Raw genomic sequence first — 21024 nt, 5'->3', positions numbered from 1 at the left:
TCTATATTTACAGTAAATATTATCCATTTATAGGAAGGTGATGGTTTTAAGTTTTATTACGGAAATTCAAAACAACTAGAAAATACATAAGCATTTATCTCTTTGAAAAAACTTTGGGAGGGTGTAGAATGCTTAAAAAGAAAATGATTTTGATGTTTTTTGCTTTTGTGTGCGTAATTGCTATTCCTACCACTACTAACGCTAGTACAAATACGTATGATGTATTGAAGGATATTGGGTTTTCTGAGTATCAAATTTCTAAGATGGATTACATCGAGAAAGACATTTATACAAGAATTTACCGCAAAACAGATGGGACAGCTCGATTGATTAATGGAAATTCCACTCATTCCTCGCTCAACGAGTTACTGTCGGTTAGTGATATTGACGTGAACATAGTTGCAGGTAATTCTCCTACTTGTCAAAATGGGTATAAATGTGCAGGTATTTATGTTGTTGGAAAGGTAGACACTGAAAAGTTTAATTTAAAGCAGATTGCTACGGGTGCTGCTTGGTCTGATTCTTGGAATAACATGAGCTCCAAAGCTGAGGTGTCATACGGCGACTTTTGGGGAAACACTGAAACAAAAAGTATGTATCTTATAGACGCCACCCCAAAAAAAGGATTGGCATATGGATACGACAATCTCCCTTTCCATTTAAGTACTGCACATACAACTCTTGAAATTGATTTACGACGCACGTCAGGTGACAGCGGTACGACAGATGTTGTAGGTAAAGTTGGATTTACAAAAGAAGAAACTGTCTTAGGAGTGTCAATAAGCGGCAATACTCCAGGCATATCTATTACACCTCAAGATAAAGTTTTTCAAAGAGCTGCAACTGGAAGTTTTATCTTCAAAAGTAAATAATATTGTACCAGGCTGCATAAATTATTGCAGCCTGTTTACCTTAGGAGCTGATTAATGATGAGAAAAATCATTATCTTACTTATCATCTCGACAATCATTACCGCCTGTGGAAATAAGACCTATACTAATGTTAATTCTATGATTCAAACCGAATTAAAACTGAATGCCAGTGCCATAATTACAACAATAGAAGTTGAAGGTGGTTTCATATCTTTTTTTGAACGTGATCCTCACAATGACATTGGAGTGGTGTTGTACTCAGGTACTGAAGGGCACATCAAGTTTCGAGGGAATGGAGGATTTCTTGATACAACGGATAACTGGCATTTTACTGCGGGAAAGATTGCTGAAAAGCCATACTCTATCTACTACGGCATTCTTCCGAATTCATCAAACAAGAATGTTAACTTAGTTCTTCAAAAGAGCAATCTGTCCAAAAAGGTTACTCTAGTCGATTTACCAAGCTCAAAAACAATGTGGTTTGCTATATTTGATGGTAGGGTCGAGGACACTAACGTAAGTTTAAAAAATTCTTAATCAAAATGAGTTGATTTTTATTTAGCTCAGGATAATGCTTGAGGACATCATCCCCACAGCTCATGCTCTTTGACGAATTGGAATATGTAAATCCACTCTGCACTTGCCTTCCTTATCCTGCTTTGGATCGTTTAGGCACAGTTCAAGACATGGTCGATCATCAGCCTCATATCCGCTGCTTGGCAGCCACAGCCTGAACATCGTCTCGTATGCGAGAACGAAATTCGGAACGGTATCGTAATACGAATAGACCGCATACCTACCACCAGGCAGGGTTCCATATGAGATGTCCTTGTGTTCCTGCTTGGTGAATCCTGGCGGCAGCGTGACACAAGCATCGTAACGGCAGGCATACTCCTCAACCTCGTTACTATCGTCTAACGACACGCCAATGAACCTCTGTTGCCCTATGGCACTCCCCTGCTCTCGTACCCAGTTTCCCAACTTGTCCCAAGCACCTCGTGTATCCAAATAACTCCCAACATGCCGCACATACGCCACTTCGACTTCCGGAAGCTCCTTGATCACAATCATGTTCTCCCACGCTCTCTGCAGCAATGGATGTCTGCGACTTCTATTGTAGTCTGGAGAGAAAGATAACTCTTCTTGTTTATTGCTATGATTTGCTGACAAATTGCGATCTTCCCGATTTGTATGCTGAATGGTATCTCGCAGCTTGCTCCTGACCGCGCTCGGTGTATTTCCATAGTGCTTCTTGAATACAGCATTGAAGGTGGATATGGACTCGAAACCGCACAGACTTGAAATGTCCAGTATGGTGTGATCCGTTTGCTCCAATAAGTGAATTGCCTTCTGCAAGCGCTCTTGATTCACAAATGCCATAGGCGTTATGCCGAGATGTGCCGCAAAGACTCTCGTAAAATGATATTTGGAAAAGTTCGCAATGCCGGCTAGTTGATCGAGACTGAGCCTCTGATGGCTGTTTTCTTTTATATAAGAGATGATCTTATCGATTCTGGATTGATAGTCATTGTTCATTGGAAAAATCCCTCTATCTGCTAGGTTCTAATAGGATTTCGATTCTTCTTGAAAGGGAACAAAAAGCCGCCGTCATTGACGGCTCGACTTCTCCGTCAAATCAAGTGGCTGACATACAAAGGTTCATACCGGTCACGGAAAATTATAGTTATGGTTATCATTTTATCGCACCAAGCCGCGTTAGCCTACAAACGAATTTATCACTAACCCGTAAGGTTGATTTACATTTCCTCCATTAAATTCTCCCACCCGCACTGGGGACGTTGGAGTAGAAATATTATAAATTTCGACCGTGTTATCAAGTTGATTGGCTACATACAACGTGATCCCGGTTATCGCCATTCCAGCAGGTTCGCTTACCTCGCCTGAACCAAATTCAGTTATACGCACCGGAGCGATTGGGTTCGTAATATTATAAATTTCAATCGTGCTGTTGCCCTGATTGGCGACATACAGCGTGGTTCCCGTTATCGCCAGACCTACAGGCTCGCTTAAGTCTCCAGAACCAAACTCAGTTACGCGTACCGGAGCTGCCGGATTCGCAATATTATAAATTTCGACTGTACCATCATTTTGATTGGCTACATACAGCGTAGTGCCCATTATTGCAAGGCCTTCAGGTCGGTGCAAATCTCCTGAGCCAAACTCGGTTACACGCACAGGATTCGTAGGATTTGAAATATCATAGATTTCAATTGTACCATCCCCCCGATTGGCTATATACAGTGTAGTGCCCGTTATCGCCAAGCCATGAGGAGAGCTTAAGTTGGCTCCATTAAATTCACTAATATACAGAGGTGCTGTCGGATTAGCTGCATTATACATAGACACCGTGAAGCTGCCTGCATTCGCAACATAGAGCGTGGTTCCGGTTATCGCCATGCCTCTTGGATTGTTTAAGTTGCCGCCATTAAACTGCCCGATACGCACAGGAGACGCGGGATTTGCAATATTATAGATTTCTACCGTCTTATCGCCTACATTCGATACATACAGATAATCAGGTCCGTCAGCGTACATATCGACAGCAAATTGCAAGCCGGCTGGATTCGGTGGATTCATGACAAGATAATTCGTCACATGAAAGGAAACTACGATTTTGAATGTTCGAGCGGCAGTTGGCGAACCAGAAACGAGGCAGCGAGTAGAATATACGCGGATATCCTGCCAGTTATACGGCTGCGTCTCTAGGAGTCCGAGTGCTGGCATATTGGGATCTCCCGCGATCAAGAAGAAGTCATCTAACCCCGCAGGCTGCACAGCAGACTTCGCAAAGGGCCCCGTCCCAGCACCGCCCGTATCCTCAAAAAGCTCAATTCTCGCCTCCATCGCATTGTCGGCAAAGGCATTGAGAAACAAGCTGAACGAGACACTTGCACCCGCAGGAATCAGAAATGGTGCGGAAGCTGCTGCAAAAGCCGATGTCTGACCATCAGATACCGGCAGCTTCCATACGTATTCCGGATTGGGAACGCCTCCGAATGGAGAATACGCTTGCAGGCTGTTATCATTATCGTACTTCTCCAATAGTGGCCATGCTACAGGAGCAAGGGTGCGGGCCACTTGGTCAGCATTCGTGCCTGTGCCGTTGGCCGCATTCAGCGCAGCTTGATCCATGTTCGTACCCACAAAGACAGAAGTCGCATTGCTGACCAGCCTTTGAAACGCTTCTATGGACATGTCATCACCTTTTTGTGAGAAGATAGGAGGTACAAGAGAGTGTAAGGGACGCCCGGTTGCAAGCGCTACTCCCCTTAGACTTAGTACCGCTTACAGCATGGATTCCCCGTTAAATGCTTCATCTGTAATTTGTCCTCCTATCCTATGAACCTATGGGTGAAGCTGCTTGTGCGTATGCCATCATGGATGATTATTGCATGCCAACCTGATCGCAGTCTGATGCGGTCAACCGTACAGGCGAAAGCCGATCGTTTTAGCTTTTTCCTACTTCTGCGCTTGTCTGACTAAGCCATAGTGACTGCTTTTGTCTCTTTTCTGTTCGATAAAAGCTTCTTGCTTCATGAAAAGGTATTCGGTTATTTCAGAAACGAAAACCTTCTGGTGGCTTACATCGTAGAAAATCCGTATCCAAACCTGTTGCAGAAAATGAAGGGGCATCGTAGGTAGACAAATGAACTGTAAATATATACTATTGAAACAAAGCTTATGAATTGACCCATTCCAGCCACGGAAGGGCGATGTGATGAAACGGTCGGATTTGTTCTATATTTGGGTAGCAATCAGCAGTTATGTAACAGGGCCTCTGGTATACATGATTTCTCTTTGGGTCATTTATGGTGAACATACAAAAGATCTGCGGCGGTTAATTACGTGGACTGCGCCCGCATTTTTCACGCTCGGAATACCTCTATATTTTCTATGCACGATACTCCTTAGAAGAATAAATAAATATTCCTTTTGGCTACAAACCTTATTTTTCGTATTGATCGGAGCCATGCCTGTCTTTATTGTTCCTCTTTTTACTGGATTTTTTAGTTTCTTCAATGTATCTTTTCTATTCACTCAAGAAGGATTCCTATTTTTTTTATTTTTCTTTAGCATCGCTTTCGTGTGCTCATATGGTATTTGGATAGCTCAGAAAAGACTCAACAAAAAACCGTATTTCATCATCTCATTTATCGTACTAATCCTTTTTACAATCATGAGAATCATCTAAAAAAGGGAACTGCGCTGTAATTGTGCCAGTTCCTTTTGGATTATACGGTTTTATCTACTGAGCGTTCCATCGGCGGGAACAAGGAAATAGGAGTATCGCCTGTAACGCGCGGATCGTGAGTATAAATAGTAACCGGAGTACCTTTATCTACGCGCCTATAAATTTCATGTGCCGGGAAACTATCATGGTTACCCTTGTTATCGACGGTTACATTGTATTCCCAGTCAATTGCTGGAGCATCGGTATTTAAAGGATTCGCTGCGCTGCCTTGTAATGTAAAAGATGCTGAAGTACTTCCACAATAAGTCTTACATTTTTTTTAGAAATAATCGCTTGAGTTAGTTCCAGACCTCATTTAATATTCCTCTTTCACGGAAAACTCCGATAAAAAGGTAATGCTGCAGCATTATATGAATCAGTTACCCTCTAAAATAGGAAAAAAGGTCATCTATGAAATTTACATAAACGACAAGACAGAAGCACAAGTTGCACAAGAACTTCATATCAGCCAACAGGTGGTGAATAAGTGGAAACGAAAGATGATTCGCGAATTATCTCGGAAGATTACTTCCTAGGTTTGTTATCTCGCATGCAAAATTATAATGATAAACATGCTACTAAGGAATTATTAGGCTTCTTTGAAAAAGATATGATAAGACTAAGCAGATTTATAAAAATGCCAAAGGAAGATGCTATACAAACTATGAAATTGGAGCTTATAGAGGTATTTAAAAGAAATTAACTAAATGTTAATCGTTAATCGCCCTATTCCAGTATCCCCTTCCTTTTGCAAACCATATCCATAATTGAGAGATTGGATCTATCAAATTTCGACAAAAATAGTATAGAAATTCAACCAGATGTCAATTTGCCATTCACTTCATCTTCATTTATACTAAAAACCAACAGAAACTTAAATAAATTGTCAATTCAGGAAGGATTTCGAATTGTTATGCTGAATTACTAAATAAGGAGGATTCGACATGACAAGCAATCTTCATGTAGCTCCGATGGAACTCCGCCACAGGTTACAAGATGAATTGAGCATAAGGGGGTGGAAGCAGAAAGAGTTAGCAGAGGCATCCGGCATCGACAGTTCAACCATTAGTTACATTTTCAACAACAAGCAATCACTTATGCTGCCTCAGCTCCACGCGATCAATCACGCATTCGGATTACCAATAGACACCTTCTATGAAGAATTCATAGGGGAATGCTGCAATGAACTGGGCCGATTGCGGCCTGATAAGACAAGCGATTTTATTCTCCATTGTATTGAAGTAGAAAAGTATGACCTGGTCAAACAACTAGTACAACTCCTCTATGAAGAAACCAATCGTTCCAAACTGATCGACACCGCCTTCAAAATCGCCGAACGCATCTTCCAGTCACCGAAACGCAACTACTCACTTCCTTTCTACGACATCATTATCCGAAATGGATACAGCCGCAGCGAGAAAATAGCCATCTCCTACTTCAGAAGATTCCTCATCTTGAGAGACTTGGATACGAGTGGAGCAGGCAACGAAGCCTTATGCCAGCTGATTGAATATCTGCCTATACTTCCTGATTCACTGAGGCTCGACGCCTACTATCGTATTCTTACATACTACAATGTCGTAGAAAACTGGGCAAAGCTGCTCCAGTATGCCAAGGAATTGCGCGCTGTTGCGTTTGAGGTAGGGCAAAATGACTTCGTGGCAGAAGGCTGGTTGTATGAATCGTTTGCACTAATGGGAATGAAAAATTATGAGGGTGCTTTAAAAGCAACACAGCAGTATGTTTCTTATGGGGATCATTATGCTTGGCTATCTCAATGTAATCGTCTCTATATTTTTATTGAGATGAAGCAAACAGAGGCTATCGATAAACTCATGACTATGCTTGAAGGTGACCAATTGCTTCTTGTACTTCCTATCGCGTTAGAATGTTATATCAGCAATGGAGCTTTCCAAGACGCTGCTCAATATATCGAGAAATACAAGCTTCAGGTTGACGATTTATTATCTAGAAAAGATCCTTTCCACGAAAAGCATAAATTACGCCTTACACATGCGTTGGCACAGTATTACTTGAAATCAAACCAACATGAATTAGGGTTTGACTACAATGCCTTATCGTTGGAACTGGCGCTTACATTCAAAAATATGCAGTATGTCGGAATGGCTGTTCTTATCTTCCAAGAGTATGAGATACATGCTACTGCAGAAAACAAAAGCCGTTTCACACACATTCTATTAAATGAGGTGGATTCAAATGAAAAAAGTATTAATCACGATGTCCATGGCTCTTTTCTTGTTCGGTTCTACCGGAGCATCTTCGGCAGCGAATCTAGCTGACATCGGTTCGGGATGGCTTGTTAGCAACATTGGATCGGGGTGGTCTAAAACAAGCAGTGATACTGAATCCGACTACCATGTGAGCAATATCGGTTCGGGATGGTCACCGAAGAGCAATATTGGTACAGGTTGGTCTCCATCGAACAGTGACATTGGCTCTGGATGGTCACCTTTGAGTAGCGATATTGGGACAGGGTGGAAAGTAAGCAACATCGGCTCCGGATGGAGTCCGTTGAGTAGTGATGTGCAAATTAATGAAAATGTATAGGTTCAAAACATACAGAAAGCGACTCTTGAGTTCAAGGGTCGCTTTCTTATTTAGGATAACATTCAACAATAGTAAGCGGTCCTTAAGGCTCGAATCTATCACGCTCACTATACCAATTGGAACATCATCGTCATCGCCGAGAACGAATTGGCCAATCCGTGCATAATCCAGCTTGGAATAATCGATCCTCCTGCTAATCTCTCGTTTATGTACCCCATAAACCAGCCAATTAAAGCAGTAAATAACGTTATGATAACAACATTGATAATTCCGGTTCTCGAAAAAAACATAACTCCGTGCAAACAACCAAACAATAACGCCTGAACCGTGTTCCCTGTTGCAAATCCAAACGCAGAAATCAATCTCTTCCCGATAAAACCTCTGAATATAATTTCCTCAGATAAACCGGTCTGAACGAAAGCATACAACAAAGCCGCAGCTATACCTGAAACGCCTACTCCATAAAATTGTGAAGCAGCAACATCGGTGTCATTAGTGAAAAACAAAATGATTATCCACCCAAGAGATACGAACAATAGAAGCGCTAAGAAGAACAGGCTGAAAAAGAGTTTTCTGTTCTCGATAACAGGAAGTTTACATCCAATCCATTCAAAAAAAGACTGCTTCTTTCTGGCGAAAAGGAACCAGCATACCAGAGGAATTACACTAAATAGGGTTACTTGTATAAGTGATGAAACCAACATTGGAACAGTCATCTCTTATTACTCCTCTCTCTTGTACTCTAAAATGTCGCCAGGCTGGCAATCAAGTACTTTACAAATCGCATCAAGCGTAGAGAAACGAATCGCACTTATTTTCCCCGTTTTTATATTCGAGAGATTAACATTTGATATTCCTACCTTCTCCGCAAGCTCGTTCAGAGATATCTTACGGTCTGCCATCACACGATCCAGCCTCAAAACAATAGCCATAATACACACATCCTTACAGAGTTTCATCGGATTGCTGTTGCAGCATTCTGCCATAATCGAATATTTGAGCTAGGCAAAAGAATACGACCGCAACCAAAATATAAAACAGCTCAAACGACACATTTACCATGGCTGCTGGGGTGACCATTTGTATCATTGCTATTTCAACAAGTCCAGGAATAATGGCCATGCCAGCTATGAGCAAGGATATCCGTTTCAAACGCTTCATATGCTTGGCAACAAACGGTGTATAGTCCTTACTAATATCTTTAAAAATCCCCCCGGCAATAAATAGTATCACCATGATTAGACATAGCCTCACTACATCCCCACTGAATGTAATAATTAGATCTGATTTGGCGTAATCACTATGGTCGGTATGTAAGAATATAGAGCTCATAGTGTTTATTGCTGCTGGAGTTTCATCCCCTGATACCTGAGAAAGCCAAAGGATTGCGACAATTTCCACAATCGTTACTAGCAACAGCATGATACACAACATTCGTAAACAAACAGCCAATATTTTGCTCGTTTTCTGAATTTTAAGGGTGCTCATATGTTTCCTGCTCCTTTATTATGATGACTAGAGCATAACAGGTAAATTTATGTATTTCAATAATAATTTAATGTTTATCGTTAAATTATTAACGATAAATATTTATAAACAAGATTCGATCAGGTCTCGAATTGAACTAATACTTTCGATATTATTTTCAATTGATGCATTAAAACAAAAAAAACCGCATTGTACGCGGTTTCTACTGTCATACTGTAATATCAAGAGATTGTATATAATTAACGTAATTCTGCCCATATTACTTTTCAGTGGCAGCAGCGGTTCGCCGTAGAAGGTGGCCAAATCTCCCACTTCCTCCCACTCAATTCATACACTAACCAAATCTGCTGCGGCACAGATATTCCCTGCTCATACAGTATGCCTAGCTCTCTATATGAGTCCGTTTGACGTCTTGTACAAGCCATGTTACAGAATTATTTGAAGTCACATCAATTATTAGGATTTGATCACAATGTCCATGGCTTTTTTTGTTCAGCTCTATCGGGTCGTCTTAGGAGTGAGTCTTGCTGACAACGGGTCTGGATCGTCACCAATAAGCACCGATATTGGCTCGGGGTGAAGTCCATTGGATAGCGACGTTAGATTTAGTTCAGAAATTATTGATAGCGACTCTTGAAATCAAGGGTCGCTATCTGATCTGTTAAAAGTAACAACCTACATAGTATATAGATATATGGCTGTTTGATATCATTTAACTTATTATTCTGATGTACTTTTTTGCATTACAATGACATATTCCTTATTCATTGATGATACTGGTTTACTATGAACCCTTGATATTCTTCTTGGTATTCGTTTTGAAACTATTTCCCTTTCCATAACTTCTTTTTGTAAAAAACCCTTTTCACTTAAATACTTCACAGTAATATCAGTGAGATCTATCTTTACACCGTCTACTGTTCTGTTTCCAAGTGTCATAATTATATGTGATTTTGTTACTCTACACATCTCATCTAAAAAGAAAAAATAATCACTGAAAAATCTCATTACCTTCTTTTTCTTTGGTTTTGAAATCAAATTTAGGTAAGGACTCAACAAGTCGCTATTAACATTTCCATCTCTTCCTTGCGAAAATCCCCCACCCATACTTTTAGAATCTATCGCAGAAAAATTATCTAATTCCCAGCCCTCCATAATCAAGTCATCTCTATTTATCCAGAATAATGGGAGAGTTGAAAACTGTCCGTATGGTACGGTTGTATTATTGTCTCCATAAGGCGGAGACGTAATACATATATCAAATTCATTTGAAGATAATTCTTTAATTATTGATAGTGTATTTCCTTTATACAGTGTGAAATCACTAAAGTTCTTCTGGAATTTTGACCAATTTATTTCCACTGACTTCAAAAAATCATATACTACATTATTGTCCATTTTGTTTATGTCATCAATTTTTTTGGTGTGTAGTTTATATGTCGAACTCCTTGAATTGCTGTATTTCCGAACAATATCACAGAGCATGCACCAAAAATACAAACGGTTCTGTTTGTTTTTAATTTGCATTACGCAAGTTCTTACATGTGAAAGAGATTGTATTATGTCTTTCCTAAACCATTTTTCTATGTTAGGAAAACTATGATTACTAATGCAAGATGAATTTAGTAATAAGCGCTTTAGTTCATCAATATCTGTCAATATATCACTTGAAACACCTTGAAGCTTAACCAGTGTAATTAAATTTGCTAGTGGATTAATATCACATCCTACTAAATGCACATTTTCTGAAACTTCTAATGCTTCATATAATGATGTTCCTGAACCATGAAAAGGATCAATAATTTTCGTTGATATTGTCTCATTAATCAAATCAGATAAAATATTTTTTTGTACTGGTGCTACCATTACAGCAGGATATAAAACAGTTCCGTGTATGTCATTTTTTTTTCTATACTCCTTGAAAGCAATATTACGCACCTAAGACACCTCAACTTCAGGTAGATATTTATATGTCAATCACCCAAGGACTTCCTAAACTAGTCCAATCGATCATAGGATTATTAAGGATTTCATTTACAATTACTAAAAATAGGGCTACGTCCTTTCCTATATCCTCCAAATTCCTCTCCGATAATGACTTTGTTGACTTATGAGCACCTAAATGGCATTTCTTGATTGTAGCGGCATAGTCCCTTGCATCTAAATTATTCTTAAAATCTCTATAGCCATTAAGCCCGAGCCCATTATGTATTTCCCCCAACAGCTTCGCATTACCACTAATATTTCTAACTAGTGTTACCACCTTATCGAGTAGTCGATCACTTGATTTTTTAACAAAATTAAACTCTATTTTACCTGACATTTCCAATTCATATATTGCTAATTCAAAAACTGAACGTAACGAACAAGCAATAACTTCAATATAATTGACTCTTGTATATTTATAAAGTCTATTTAACTGATCAACCAATTGCGTAATTGGAGTTATTGAATATTTTATTTTGTATCCTTGTTTCGCTTCATTCCTAATTAATATTCGATCTGGTTTTTCTGTTTCTAAGGGAGTGACTTTTTCAATACCATAAATTATTAATTCACTCGCTACTTTTCCTTTTATAGAATCTTCAAAAGAAATACTGATTTTATTTTCTCCTTCGTTTAATGAAGAAAGAATCCCCTTCTCAACAGGTAAACCATTTATTTCATATATTAATAAGTTAATATCTATCGAATTCCCTTCACTATCTTCAGCCTTTTCAATATATTTGTTTAAATCTACTGAATCAATAGGAATCGAATAAGATGTTTCCCTTTCATTTAGTATCAAAATAGGATCTTTAATCGATACTGATTTAACGCCTTCATCTTTATTGGTTTCCTCAGTTACTGTACCACCTACTCTAGATGCCGGACTTGATCCAGTTGTTGGTTCAGTTGTTGGTTCAGTTATTGGTTCAGTTGTTGGTTCAGTTGTTGATTCTGGGGGCGCTCCATGTGACTGTACCTGTTTACTACTTTTCTTATTCTTTAATTCATTTTTAATTTTAGATCCTTCACTTTGAATGAATAAATTTATATTTGATAGTGTTTGCTTTATTTTATTTGTTAACTCATTTTCTGAAAATTGGGTTCTATCTGAATTAAATTGCAATTCCTCATCTTCACAAATAATTTCAACTCGTCCTATCATTTGAGCAAGGCTTTCGTTTGATCTTTTATATCTTGATATCTCTGGATCAAATAAAGTATAGTTATTAAATAAATTTTTATTAACATAGATTAAAGGGGTGAGTTTATCAGTAAGGTTATTTGTAGGATCTATATAGAGTTTATCTCCGGAATCTCCTCTTCTCCCCCTACTGAAGTCATAAATCATCAATTCGATTTCAAGTTTAAACCTTTTCGGTTTGTCGATTTTTGTAACTGGTATTGTTTTACAAGCGGTATGGTAGCTACCATATTTAGGATGTTCTAAATAATTGATAACAATTTGATGAGAATCAGAATCGTAAGTAACATGAAACAATTGATGATCTTTAAAATATTTCGTTAATGTTAAATCCATCTGAGTTTGATAAAAATCCCCATCAATTTTCAATTCTATATTAAATGAACTATCAATAAACGAATTGAGTATTTTATCTCGATTCTTTTCTTCCCGAAGGTATTCCTTTAATTGTTCAACCCCATAACTTTTTCTTAATTGTATTTCTATTATAGTTCCATTACTTAAATTTGTTTCCTCGCTTTCATCAATAATAACTTTATAATCGTACACGTTATCTAATTTAAGCATTTCATTATAATAAATTTTAAAATACCTTTCTTTATCTTTAACTGTTCTCCATGTAACAACATCTCCAAATTTGAAAACCGATAAGAAACCTAACCCTTTTGATCCTTGAACAAAACGGTTATTAACAATGGAGCCGTATTTTTTATTGCTCTTAGAGATTTGAAGCAATGTAGATATTTCTTCCTCATTCATACCTGATCCATCATCTTCTATTGTTAGCAGTTGTTTTTTTGTATCTAGAGAAATATATACATTTTTAGCTCCAGCATCGTAGGCATTTTTTATTAGTTCGTTTAGTGCAATTATATTTGAAGGAATTTTTTCTGATAGCTCTCCTATAGCTGTCCCTGCTACTCTTAACCTATACTCCATGAAAACCCCTCCTATTTTAGAATATTTATTAAGAAAAAAATAATAAAACAGCCACTATTATTAGCTTCCACTCTATGAGTATACCACAATTAGGAAAACATAATATTACACAATTCATCATTTTACGATCTTAAGACCTATTTTTCGAACATAAGACCTATATAATATGTTAATTGGAATTAAAGTATAAATATGTACATTAACTCAATGCATTTACCTCCACTTATGAACAAGACATCAATCCCTCCCCAAAATTCACTTGCGAATTTTAGACAATGTTTGCGGATTATAGGATTTGTAAGCGGTACCATACTTGCTACAATAGACACACAACGCAATGAACATTGCTCAAGGGGGAATAAACAAATGAAAAGGCTTTCTTTGATGCTAGCGGCTTGCATGATGTTTGTCGGAGTGTTAAGCGGTTGTGGCGGCAGTGAATCGGATTCGGGTTCATCCAATAAATTGGTCATTTACAGTCCGAACAGCGAAGAAATCATCAAGACGATCATCCCAATGTTTGAAAAGAAAACAGGCATTACGGTTGAGCTCGTAACAGCTGGTACAGGGGAAATTGTTAAGCGTCTACAGTCTGAAAAGAAAAATCCTTACGCGGACGTTATGTTCGGCGGCTCCATGGCGGGCTACCGCGAGCATGCTGACCTGTATGAGCCTTACGTATCTCCGGAAGATGCGAACTTGATTGAAGGCCATCGCAATAAGACAGGCTTCGCAACTCCGTTTGTTTCAGACGGCAGCGTGCTGCTCGTGAACAAGAACCTGATCGGCGATATCAAAATTGAGGGTTATGAAGATTTGCTCAATCCGAAGCTGAAAGGCAAAATCGCATCCGCTGACCCGGCAAGCTCCAGCTCCGCCTTCGCTCAGCTTACGAACATGCTGAAAGCTATGGGTGGCGACTATGAAAATCAAAAGGGCTGGGATTATGTCAGCAAGCTGATCGAGAACCTCGACGGCAAAATTGCAAGCGGTTCCGGTGCAGTTCATAAGAGTGTCGCAGACGGCGAGTACATCGTCGGCTTAACATACGAAGATCCTTCCAGCACTTATGTCAGAAACGGTGCACCAGTAGAAGTCGTGTATCCGAAGGAAGGCGCCGTATTCTTGGATGCAGCATCCGCCATTATTAAAGACGCACCTCATATGGAAAATGCGAAGAAGTTCATCGACTTCATCCTGTCCAAGGAAGCGCAAGATGCATTCGGCACACAATTGACGAACCGTCCACTTCGCAAAGATACACAGCTCGGCGACTACATGACGCCACTCGACAAGATCAACATGATTGACGAAGATACAGACTACGTTAGTGCACATAAATCCGAAATCGTAGAACGTTACATCTCTGTATTCACAAGCAAATAATCGGTTTTCAGAATCAAAATATGCGTGTCAAAAAGTCCGGTTCTCAGAACCACTTTTGATTATCGGACTTTTTGACTACCTATAAAAAGGTTAGGTGACAACAACAATGAGCGTGACAATAAAAATAAAAGACCTAGTCAAAAAGTATGGCGACACAACCGTCATTCCAGAGTTGTCCTTGGAGATCAAGAAAGGCGAATTCTTCACACTTCTCGGTCCTTCCGGGTGCGGCAAAACGACACTTCTGCGCATGATTGCTGGCTTCAACAGCATTGAAGGCGGAACAATCAACTTCAACGAACGCGTCATTAATCAGGTTGAGCCAGGCAAGCGGAATATCGGGATGGTGTTCCAGAGCTATGCGATCTTCCCTCACCTTACCGTTAAGGGAAATATTGCGTTCGGTCTAGAGAACCGTAAGCTGTCCAAGGCCGAAATCAACGACAAAGTAGAAGATATCCTCAAGGTCGTACAAATTGAGCAATATAAAGATCGCATGCCGAAGAACCTGTCCGGTGGCCAACAGCAGCGCGTCGCGCTTGCCCGTGCAATCGTCATCCACCCGGATGTACTGCTCATGGACGAACCGTTGTCCAACCTTGATGCGAAGCTCCGCGTCGATATGCGGAACGCGATTAAGGAAATTCAACGCGAAGTCGGCATTACAACGGTGTATGTAACACACGATCAGGAAGAGGCTATGGCTGTATCCGATCGCATCGCCGTTATGAAGTCAGGCGTCATTCAGCACTTGGGCACACCGCAAGAAATCTACCAACGTCCAGCCAACGTATTCGTAGCTACATTCATCGGCCGCACGAACATTATCGAAGGCAGCTTAACGCGTCAGGGCGACAACTATAAGGTGAACTTCGGTTCCGGCTATGCTGAGGAGCTTCCTAACATTCAGCTTCCGGCTTCAGCGAAGCAAAATGAATTGAATGTCAAAATCTCGGTTCGCCCAGAGGAATTCGTCATTACTGAGGATCAGACTGGTATGAAGGCAACCATCGTACACAGCGTCTTTTTGGGTCAGAACACGCATTACTTCGTCGATCTGGAATCCGGTCAGCGCGTGGAAATTACACAGGAATCGAAGACAACACAGATTCTTGATCCTGGCCAAGTCGTTCATTTGAAGGTGAAAAAGGAAAAAATCAATGTATACGATGCTGCAGGTGAATTGAACTATACAAGGGGCGGTCAACTATGAGGGGGACGCGCAAACGATTTGACGTCTGGACTAACATTTCGTTCCTGATATTTGGTTTCTATCTTTTGTTCCTAGCCTTGCCTTTGTTTACGATGCTGTTCAAAAGCTTTTTCAACGGTACCACAGGCGATTTCTCACTCGCCTACTTCGTGAAGTTTTTCAGCAAGCCGTATTACACCAATGCACTATTCAACAGTATTAAAGTTACCGTCAGCGTAACCGCCCTTGCGGCGCTCATCGCAACACCGCTAGCCTATATAATGGCTACCGTTAAGATTAAAGGGGACTCAACGATTCGAATTTTGATTCTGCTCTCGTCCATGTCGGCCCCGTTCATCGGAGCTTACTCTTGGATTCTCCTACTCGGAAGAAACGGCGTCATTACCAAATTCGTCAGCAATACATTTGGCTTCCAAATGCCTGACATATATGGCTTTACCGGTATATTAGTTGTCTTGACCCTGCAAATGGTGCCTCTTATCTTCATGTACGTATCCGGGGCACTCAAAAATGTTGACCAATCGCTTATGGAAGCGGCAGAGAGCATGGGCTACAAGGGCATCAACAAGATGCGCAAGGTACTGCTCCCGCTCATCACACCAACCCTGCTCGCAGGCGGGCTGCTCGTATTCATGCGCGCGCTGGCCGACTTCGGTACGCCGATGCTGATCGGTGAAGGCTACAAGACCGTTCCTGTCCTGATCTTTACTGAGTTCATCAGTGAAGTCGGCGGCGACGACGGCTTTGCTGCCGCAATCAGTGTCATCGTTGTATTGTTCGCAACAGCGGTCTTCCTGATGCAGAAGTTCATCGCCAACCGCAAGTCCATCACAATGAGTGCTTTGCATCCGCTTGAAGCGAAGAAGAAAAAAGGCATCGGCAATATCGCGGCGCATGCTGTCATCTATCTGTATACGTTAATCGCGCTGCTGCCGCAATTGTACGTCATCTATACTTCATTCTTGAAATCGAACGGCCGCGTCTTCGTTGATGGCTTCTCACTGCAAAGCTATCAGAATGCTTTCAATAGCATCGGCGGTGTCATTACGAACACGTTCATCCTGGCTATCGTGTCGCTTGTCATCATTATCCTGCTTGCGATTCTGATTGCTTACGTAACCGTTCGTAGAAAGAATGCATTAACGAACACAATCGATATTTTCACGATGTTCCCTTACATCGTTCCTGGTTCTATCTTAGGTATCGCCTTGTTGATTACGTTCAACGATAAGCCGTTGGCACTGAGCGGAACGGCGTTCATTATGATTATCTCGTTCGTCATCCGGCGGTTGCCTTATACGATTCGTTCCAGTGCAGCCATTTTGCATCAAATTAACGGCGGTATTGAGGAAGCCGCAATCAGCTTGGGCGCTTCTCAGATGAAGACATTCTTCAAGATTACACTGCCGATGATGCTCGCGGGCGTTGTCTCTGGTGCAATTCTAAGCTGGATCACAATCATTACTGAATTAAGTACCTCGATCATCTTGTATACAGGTAAGACGAAGACCGTTACGGTTGCTATTTATACCGAGGTTATTCGCGGCAACTATGGCGTGGCAGCAGCACTATCTACAATCCTAACCGTCATCACAGTCATATCGCTGCTCGTCTTCCTGAAGTTGTCCGGACAAAAAGAAGTCTCCCTATAAGAGAGGAAATTCAAAAAGTCCGACTTTGATCACGAAGTTACACAGGAAGTAACTCGGTACTGAAAACCAAACTTCTTGAACACCATATTTGAATGCTTCATCCACACCAAGTCGGTACCTCATCTGGAGGGCCGGCTTGGTTGTATTTGGATGATCTTCTTTCAACAACGAACCAGTATAATATGGAATGAAAGGGCTTACCGACACTGGAGGGAGACATGGAACAGAAGAAGATTCGCACCTTCAAGGAGTCAACCCGTCACTTATTTCAGCTGTATGCGGTGATTCCATTTTTGATTTTGATTGTGCTGTTTTTCATCTTTACGATCATTAATGGAAGGATGAATTTGACGCAAAAAACGACGGAGGCCGCCGAGTCGATCAGTAAATCTATGGCGGAGGTGTTTCAACAGTATCACGAGGAAATCAACCGGATGGCTATCTCACCTGCCGTGACGAAATATGTGACTACACGCTTAGGCAGCGACAAGGTGTATTCCGAATTCTATGACTTCAATAATCGGCAAAAAGTGAAGAGCATCTTCCATATTGTCGACACGGACGGCATCTTCCGAGCCAGCTCCGATTCGCCGGATGCACTCTACAACAGCTTCGCCTTCGGCAATCTCATCAACCGAATTGATCAGAAATCCGGCAATACGCTGACTGAAATGAACAGCTTCCGCTATTCGCATGATCGCGACACAAGCTACACGTTCGGCAAAGCGATCGTCAAGGACAAGCAGACGATTGGCTATATCATCTACCAGCTCTACGAATCTGACATGCAGAAGCTCATTTTTGAACAAAACAATGAGATTGCGATGATCACGGACGAGCATAACACGATCATTGCCACTACCAGCAATGTCACCAAGGGCGTATTGAACAAATTCAGTCCTAAGCTGGACAAGCAAGGGCATGTTCTGTTGAACGACGGTACGTACTACATGTATACCAAGCGCATACCAGGCACACCGATTCAAGTGGTCACGCTCAATTCCTACAAGTCAGAGCAATACACCTACTACACGGTGTCTATCTTTATTCTCGCTGCCAGCCTGCTGCTGTGGGTCATCATTCATTTCTTATCGAACAAAATGTCTGCCCGCAATTCCGAATCGGTCGATAAATTAATTCTGGCCCTGGCCCAGCTGCGTGAAGGGAATTTCAACGGCTATGTCGATATTCACACGAATGATGAATTCGAGATACTCGGCGATGAGTACAATGTGATGCTGGACCGGTTGAAGGAATTGATGATGAAAAATAAAGAGCTGTCCGAGCTACGCACGATTATCGAGGTCAAGCAGCTGCAATCGCAGTTCCATCCGCATTTCATTTTCAACGTATTGGAGACGCTGCGATACGCCATTAAGATGGACGCCAATCAAGCGCAGCAAATCGTTATGCTGCTGTCGAGACTGCTGCGATACAGCATCGGCAATGATCGGAGCGTCCAGTTGAAGGATGACATGAATTATGTGCATGATTATTTGAAGCTGCAGCAAATCCGCTTCAATGAGCGGTTGGAATACCGCATTACCGTCGAAGAGGAAACCAATCATGTATACGTTCCTAAGCTGCTGCTGCAGCCAATCATTGAAAACGCTATCAAGTATGGTTACCAAAATCAAAGCAATGTGCTTATCGAAATCCGCATCTACCCTTCTGACGGGAAGCTGATGCTAGAGGTATGCGACAACGGACAAGGCATGGACGCGGAGACACTGCTGAAGGTTAACCGAATCCTACACAGCCAAAACAATACGACACAGCATATCGGGCTCTACAATGTTCACCGCCGCTTAGTGCTGCTCTACGGCGAGGAATCCGGCATCCACATCAACAGCAAGCAAGGAACTGGCACTTGTATAACACTAACAATTCCTTATGAATGGAGTGAAGGCGATGTTCAAGGTTCTGCTAGTTGAAGACGAAGATATGATACGCAGAGGCATACGCTTCAGCATCGATTGGCTGCAGTATGATTGCATCGTGATAGAAGAAGCGCTGAACGGACAGGACGGTTATGAGAAAATTTGCGAGCTGAAGCCGGATATCGTCATCACGGATATCAACATGCCCATTATGGACGGCATCTCCATGATTCGCGAGGGTTTGCAGCAGCATACGTTCAGCAGCATTATTATTTCTGGCTATAATGAATTCCATCTTGCCAAGCAGGCGCTGCAATTGGGGGTAACCGAATTCCTCGTGAAGCCGCTGGAAGATGATCAATTGATCGCCGCCCTTGAATCGGCCAAGACGAAGGTCGATTTGCAGCGCAAATATGAGGTCATTTCGAATCATCCGCAAGAAGCCGAAGAGATACTGAACAGCAAATTTATGGAGAAAGAAACGAAAACTTCGAAGTATGTATCGCAAATGATCGCGTACGTGCAGGAGAATTATGCGAAGAAAATCAGCATCCATGATCTCGTGGAGCAGCTCGACTTGAGTGCCTACTACTTGAATCAGAAATTCAAAGCTGAGACGAGCTATACGTTCAACGAGTTCCTGAACCGCTATCGTATCCAAAAGTCGATCGACCTGCTGAAATCAGGCGACAACAAAGTTTACAACATTGCTCACGATATCGGCTTCAGCGACTACAAGTACTTCATTAGCATTTTCAAAAAGTACGCCCACGTCACGCCGAGCCAGTATCAAGAATATTTTGCGGATAAGCATGCTTAATACTACAATCGAAAAATGATCTTATCTCGCTTTTTGATCCAACATGCAAAGACACCTCTTACAGCCAACTCGGATTCCACTAACCGATTTAGGCAAAAGAGGTGTTTTTTTCGTTTCTTATTCAACTGCTATGATCATAATTTGAAAATTGTTACGTATGACCTTCTGGCAAGCGCTATATTTTCGGGGTTCTCGCCTTTATCCTTTATTATTACTAGTGCTCTTTGCGCCATCGGACTTTGCACCATTTGCCTTTTTAGTCCCTTTGCTTTTATAAGGTTTTGGTTTGTTTTTTGCTCTTCTTTCACTAGCTTGCCATCTATTCCAGCCCTTTTTGTCCGTTCCTCTACCTGTTCCGCCTTTACCCTTAGCTTTACTCATATAATCACTCCATGATTGTTTGTATATAGGGTTCCCTGTCCTTTGTAGGTTTTAACCTACAACAACCTTAATCTGCGACCTAAGAGCTTACTATATCAAAGCTAAGCACTAGAATCAAAGACCTATCCCCTCCACAATTTTCATGGAACACTAAATGGATTGTCAACACTAAATCAGACAGCTTTTTTAAGGGATAATCTTCTGTAATCTACTGGACTCATATAGCCTAAGGTTCCATGGATGCGATGTTTGTTGAACCAATTTACGTAGTCATATAGCTCCAATTCTAGGTGATGTAAACTGTGGAAGTTCATCTGATTAATGAATTCCGTCTTCATAATTTTAAACGTAGCTTCTGCAACTGCGTTATCATAAGGACACCC

The 21024-nt window shown here is 41.1% G+C and carries 20 protein-coding genes and 1 pseudogene; 11 read left to right on the top strand and 10 right to left on the bottom strand.

Features of this window, described 5'->3' with window-relative positions:
• Positions 1–128 precede the first annotated feature (128 nt).
• Together BP95_RS0108715 and BP95_RS0108710 are read left to right on the top strand one after the other, a co-directional pair.
• Positions 129–872 (top strand): hypothetical protein, encoded by a 744-nt coding sequence (locus tag BP95_RS0108715; protein ID WP_021255458.1) that lies wholly within the window; start codon positions 129–131, stop codon positions 870–872.
• Positions 873–926: 54 nt separating this feature from the next.
• Positions 927–1409 carry a hypothetical protein gene (locus BP95_RS0108710; RefSeq protein WP_028531922.1) on the top strand — a complete coding sequence of 161 codons (483 nt, stop codon included), beginning with the start codon at positions 927–929 and terminating at the stop codon, positions 1407–1409.
• A 60-nt stretch (positions 1410–1469) separates the two neighbouring features.
• Here the strand turns inward: BP95_RS0108710 and BP95_RS29920 are convergent, their stop codons facing one another.
• From BP95_RS29920 to BP95_RS32315, 3 genes and pseudogenes are all read right to left on the bottom strand, one after another.
• Entirely contained in the window at positions 1470–2408 is a 939-nt protein-coding gene (locus BP95_RS29920; RefSeq protein WP_036666878.1) for an AraC family transcriptional regulator, read from the bottom strand.
• Positions 2409–2588: 180 nt separating this feature from the next.
• Positions 2589–4088 (bottom strand): LVIVD repeat-containing protein, encoded by a 1500-nt coding sequence (locus tag BP95_RS33790; protein WP_231515075.1) that lies wholly within the window; start codon positions 4086–4088, stop codon positions 2589–2591.
• A gap of 1037 nt (positions 4089–5125) precedes the next feature.
• Positions 5126–5368 (bottom strand): annotated as a pseudogene (locus BP95_RS32315) (DUF3238 domain-containing protein); the annotation flags it as partial.
• Positions 5369–5480: 112 nt separating this feature from the next.
• Here BP95_RS32315 and BP95_RS34385 point away from each other — a divergent pair.
• From BP95_RS34385 to BP95_RS32970, 4 genes are all read left to right on the top strand, one after another.
• The gene (locus BP95_RS34385; RefSeq protein ID WP_081819838.1) at positions 5481–5660 is read left to right on the top strand and encodes a hypothetical protein; all 180 of its coding nucleotides are present in this window, start codon (positions 5481–5483) and stop codon (positions 5658–5660) included.
• Entirely contained in the window at positions 5612–5827 is a 216-nt protein-coding gene (locus BP95_RS0108690) for a hypothetical protein (protein ID WP_028531919.1), read from the top strand. Before BP95_RS34385 ends, BP95_RS0108690 begins: the two co-directional genes overlap by 49 nt.
• 241 nt (positions 5828–6068) lie before the next feature.
• Complete coding sequence (locus BP95_RS0108685; RefSeq protein ID WP_028531918.1) at positions 6069–7424, top strand: helix-turn-helix domain-containing protein; 1356 nt, start codon at positions 6069–6071, stop codon at positions 7422–7424.
• Positions 7342–7692, top strand: coding sequence for a hypothetical protein (locus BP95_RS32970; RefSeq protein ID WP_155987216.1), 351 nt, complete (start codon positions 7342–7344; stop codon positions 7690–7692). Before BP95_RS0108685 ends, BP95_RS32970 begins: the two co-directional genes overlap by 83 nt.
• A 107-nt stretch (positions 7693–7799) precedes the next feature.
• Here BP95_RS32970 and BP95_RS0108680 read toward each other — a convergent pair whose 3' ends face one another.
• From BP95_RS0108680 to BP95_RS32305, 5 genes are all read right to left on the bottom strand, one after another.
• Positions 7800–8408 (bottom strand): CPBP family intramembrane glutamic endopeptidase, encoded by a 609-nt coding sequence (locus BP95_RS0108680; RefSeq protein WP_028531917.1) that lies wholly within the window; start codon positions 8406–8408, stop codon positions 7800–7802.
• Between the two features lie 6 nt (positions 8409–8414).
• The gene (locus BP95_RS0108675) at positions 8415–8624 is read right to left on the bottom strand and encodes a helix-turn-helix domain-containing protein (RefSeq protein ID WP_021261114.1); all 210 of its coding nucleotides are present in this window, start codon (positions 8622–8624) and stop codon (positions 8415–8417) included.
• A gap of 13 nt (positions 8625–8637) precedes the next feature.
• A complete protein-coding gene (locus BP95_RS0108670; protein WP_028531916.1) occupies positions 8638–9180 on the bottom strand; it encodes a DUF2975 domain-containing protein in 543 nt (180 codons plus the stop codon).
• Between the two features lie 720 nt (positions 9181–9900).
• Positions 9901–11118, bottom strand: coding sequence for a TRM11 family methyltransferase (locus BP95_RS0108665; RefSeq protein WP_028531915.1), 1218 nt, complete (start codon positions 11116–11118; stop codon positions 9901–9903).
• Between the two features lie 28 nt (positions 11119–11146).
• A complete protein-coding gene (locus BP95_RS32305; protein WP_081819837.1) occupies positions 11147–13309 on the bottom strand; it encodes an ATP-binding protein in 2163 nt (720 codons plus the stop codon).
• Between the two features lie 366 nt (positions 13310–13675).
• Between BP95_RS32305 and BP95_RS0108655 the strand changes: the two genes are divergently transcribed.
• The 5 genes from BP95_RS0108655 to BP95_RS0108635 all read left to right on the top strand — a co-directional run bounded on the left by BP95_RS0108655 (position 13676) and on the right by BP95_RS0108635 (position 20260).
• Positions 13676–14695, top strand: coding sequence for an ABC transporter substrate-binding protein (locus tag BP95_RS0108655; protein ID WP_021255468.1), 1020 nt, complete (start codon positions 13676–13678; stop codon positions 14693–14695).
• Positions 14696–14801: 106 nt separating this feature from the next.
• Positions 14802–15908 (top strand): ABC transporter ATP-binding protein, encoded by a 1107-nt coding sequence (locus tag BP95_RS0108650; protein ID WP_021255469.1) that lies wholly within the window; start codon positions 14802–14804, stop codon positions 15906–15908.
• Positions 15905–17560: an ABC transporter permease gene (locus tag BP95_RS0108645; protein WP_021255470.1), complete on the top strand. Its 1656-nt coding sequence runs from the start codon at positions 15905–15907 to the stop codon at positions 17558–17560. Before BP95_RS0108650 ends, BP95_RS0108645 begins: the two co-directional genes overlap by 4 nt.
• A 218-nt stretch (positions 17561–17778) precedes the next feature.
• Positions 17779–19494: a sensor histidine kinase gene (locus BP95_RS0108640; RefSeq protein ID WP_028531914.1), complete on the top strand. Its 1716-nt coding sequence runs from the start codon at positions 17779–17781 to the stop codon at positions 19492–19494.
• Positions 19472–20260, top strand: coding sequence for a response regulator transcription factor (locus tag BP95_RS0108635; RefSeq protein WP_028531913.1), 789 nt, complete (start codon positions 19472–19474; stop codon positions 20258–20260). The genes BP95_RS0108640 and BP95_RS0108635 overlap by 23 nt, the downstream gene beginning before the upstream one ends.
• 198 nt (positions 20261–20458) lie before the next feature.
• Here the strand turns inward: BP95_RS0108635 and BP95_RS0108630 are convergent, their stop codons facing one another.
• Both BP95_RS0108630 and BP95_RS0108625 read right to left on the bottom strand, forming a co-directional pair.
• Positions 20459–20641 (bottom strand): DUF3934 family protein, encoded by a 183-nt coding sequence (locus BP95_RS0108630; RefSeq protein WP_021255473.1) that lies wholly within the window; start codon positions 20639–20641, stop codon positions 20459–20461.
• 173 nt (positions 20642–20814) lie between these two features.
• Positions 20815–21024: IS3 family transposase (locus BP95_RS0108625; protein WP_028531912.1), on the bottom strand; the 210-nt coding region annotated here is incomplete at its 5' end.

Source organism: Paenibacillus sp. UNC217MF (genome assembly GCF_000686865.1).
In the GTDB taxonomy this organism is placed as follows: domain Bacteria; phylum Bacillota; class Bacilli; order Paenibacillales; family Paenibacillaceae; genus Paenibacillus_B; species Paenibacillus_B suaedae.
The sequence above is the reverse complement of the archived record's forward strand: the minus strand, read 5'-3'. Positions and strand labels throughout refer to the sequence as shown.